We start from the raw sequence: 2,844 nt of genomic DNA on the forward strand, positions 1-2,844 counted from the left end.
TAGTTCTCGTTGCATGGGTTCCACCACAGCAGAAATACTTTCAGACAAAATTGAAGAAATAAATATTTGAGAACTGCAATGAGCCAATAATTGCCCCACTTTCTCTTTTGTATCTTCGCCTAACTCTGAAGGTAGATCATCTATTAGCAATATAGATTGCTTATCTGTCTCTGACTCAATTAAACTATTTTGCGTTACTTTTAACGCATAAAGCAATAACTTCAATTGACCGCGTGAAAACGTATTCTCTACGCTGTTGCCAGCGACACTAAAACTAAAATCGGCCTTATGAGGGCCTTTACTTGTAAAACCTTGGCGAGCGTCTCGCTCAAAGTTTTGCTCTAATGCATCACTTAAAGACTCACTGTCTTTCCAACCTGCATTAAAGTTGATTTCTAAATCGCGTATAAGCGTTAATTCTGAACACATTTTATCAAAAAACTGCTGCTTAAACCTACTTATATACGCCATTCTTAATTTATTTATTTGTTCTGCCAGTCTAACAAATTCTTTGTCCCAAAACCTAATTTGGTCAAAATAATTCTTTGGCTTACTTTTTAATAATGCATTGCGTTGTTTAAGCACTTTATTAAACGATTGCCATAAATAAAAAAACTCATGTTCCACGTGGAACAAACCCAAATCTAAAAACTTACGTCGCTCTTTCGGGCCACCAAAAAACAATGAATAGCTTTCGGGTGTAATAATTTGCACAGGCATTAACTGTGCAAGTTCAGAGATTTTTCTACTGGCTTTGCCTTGTATTTTTAAATTAGTTTCACCACTTTGGGTTTTACTAATCCCAATAGGAATAGACAAGTCGTGTAGCGCTTTGCGGCCGTGTATTACAAACTGATCTTGCTGATGTTGAATAATACTTTTATGTTTAGGTGTTCGAAAAGATTTGCCGTGAGAAAGGTAATAAATAGCCTCTAAAAGGCTGGTTTTTCCGCTGCCGTTTTCACCATAAATTATATTAACGCCGTTGACTGGTTCTAGCGTCAGTGCCTCAATATTACGAAAATACTTGAGGCTCAAGTGACTTAAACTCATTTATAATGGGTATCTCATAATCGCATAGGCATAACCACGTACATTGCTTCTTCATCGCCCGCACCTTCAATAAGTGCACTGCTGTTTGAATCTGCTAATGTAAATAGTACATCTTCTGTTTTTAATGTATTTAGTACATCTAATACATACGATACATTAAAACCAATTTCTAGCTCATCACCCTCATACATTACTTCTACTATTTCCTCAGCCTCTTCTTGCTCAGGGTTATTAGCCGTAATTTTAAGTAAGCCATTTGCAAGGTTTAAACGCACACCTCTAAATTTTTCGTTAGATAAAATAGACACACGTTGAAACGCATTACGTAACCATTCACGGTTAGCGGTAATTACTTTATCTCCACCACGCGGTAATACGCGGCGATAATCAGGGAAGCGGCCATCCACTAACTTACTAGTAAAAGTAAATTCCACATCGATAATACGAATATGGTTAGCGCCAAATTGAATAGTAACTAATTCTTCATCGGCAACCATAAGGCGCATAATTTCTTGCACACCTTTGCGCGGTATTATTAATTGGCGCTGCGTATTTAACGATTGGCCTAATTCTTTTTGCGCTATTGCCAAACGGTGGCCATCGGTGGCCACTGTTTTTATGTCGGTATTATCTACTTCAAACGACATGCCATTTAAGTAATAACGAACGTCTTGGTTAGCCATTGAAAAATGCGTGCTTTCAAGTAACTTACGTAACTCTAAACGCGTTAGCTGAAACTCAACCTCGCCATCCCACTGCTCTAAATTAGGAAAGTCTTCCGCGGCAAGTGTAGTAAGTGAAAAGCGGCTTTTACCACTAGTTAAAAGCAGTTGGTGCTCTTGTAAGCTCAATGTAAGCTCAGAACCATCAGGCAGGCTTTTACAAATATCGAGTAATTTTTTAGCAGGTAGCGTTAACTTTGTATCGGCAATATCATCACCAACAAAAACACCTGCAACTAGTTCAATTTCAAGGTCTGTGCCTGTCATTGAAAGTTGCCCGTTTTCTACCACTAACAATACATTAGATAATATAGGTAACGTATGTTTACGTTCAATCGCACCCGATACTTGCACTAATGGCTTTAAAAATTGTTCTCTTGAAATGGTTATTTGCATAATAAAGTCAGCCCTAAGATGACAACGTTCTTATTAAATTTTGATAATCTTCTTTTATTTCGTGGCTTTCATCACGAAGTGATTTAACCTTTCTACACGCATGTAATACCGTGGTGTGGTCACGTCCACCAAATGCGTCACCAATCTCAGGTAAGCTGTGATTAGTTAATTCTTTAGATAATGCCATAGCTACCTGACGCGGCCTCGCGATAGAGCGGCTGCGGCGCTTAGATAACAAATCTGACACACGTATTCTGTAATACTCAGCCACGGTGCGCTGTATGTTGTCTATAGTGACAAGCTTATCTTGTAGTGCCAATAAATCGCGCAGTGCTTCTTTTACAAAGTCGATAGAAATTGGACGCCCGGTAAAATTAGCATTAGCTATTACACGGTTAAGCGCGCCTTCTAATTCACGTACGTTTGAGCGTAATTTTTTAGCGATAAAAAAAGCGACTTCGTGCGGTAAATTAATTTTACTCTGCTGCGCTTTTTTCATCAAAATGGCAACGCGCGTTTCAAGTTCTGGCGGCTCTATAGCAATCGTTAAACCCCAACCAAATCGTGATTTAAGCCTGTCTTCTACACCCTCAATTTCTTTTGGGTAGCGGTCAGAGGTTAAAATAATTTGCTGATTACCTTCTAATAATGCATTAAAGGTATGAAAAAATTC

At 38.4% G+C, this 2,844-nt stretch carries 3 protein-coding genes; all 3 read right to left on the minus strand.

Translation table 11 applies throughout. From position 1 onward, the window contains the following. Positions 1-1,053 (minus strand): DNA replication/repair protein RecF (gene recF / locus B4F91_RS05605; protein WP_288635415.1); only part of this gene is annotated, 1,053 nt, incomplete at its 3' end. 14 nt (positions 1,054-1,067) lie between these two features. Beyond that, positions 1,068-2,171, minus strand: coding sequence for a DNA polymerase III subunit beta (gene dnaN, locus B4F91_RS05610; RefSeq protein WP_004588058.1), 1,104 nt, complete (start codon positions 2,169-2,171; stop codon positions 1,068-1,070). Between the two features lie 13 nt (positions 2,172-2,184). Further along, on the minus strand, positions 2,185-2,844 hold a 660-nt coding region (locus B4F91_RS05615; protein WP_288635416.1), incomplete at its 5' end, for a chromosomal replication initiator protein DnaA.

Source organism: Pseudoalteromonas sp. UBA6610 (assembly GCF_002433295.1).
Lineage (GTDB): Bacteria > Pseudomonadota > Gammaproteobacteria > Enterobacterales > Alteromonadaceae > Pseudoalteromonas > Pseudoalteromonas atlantica.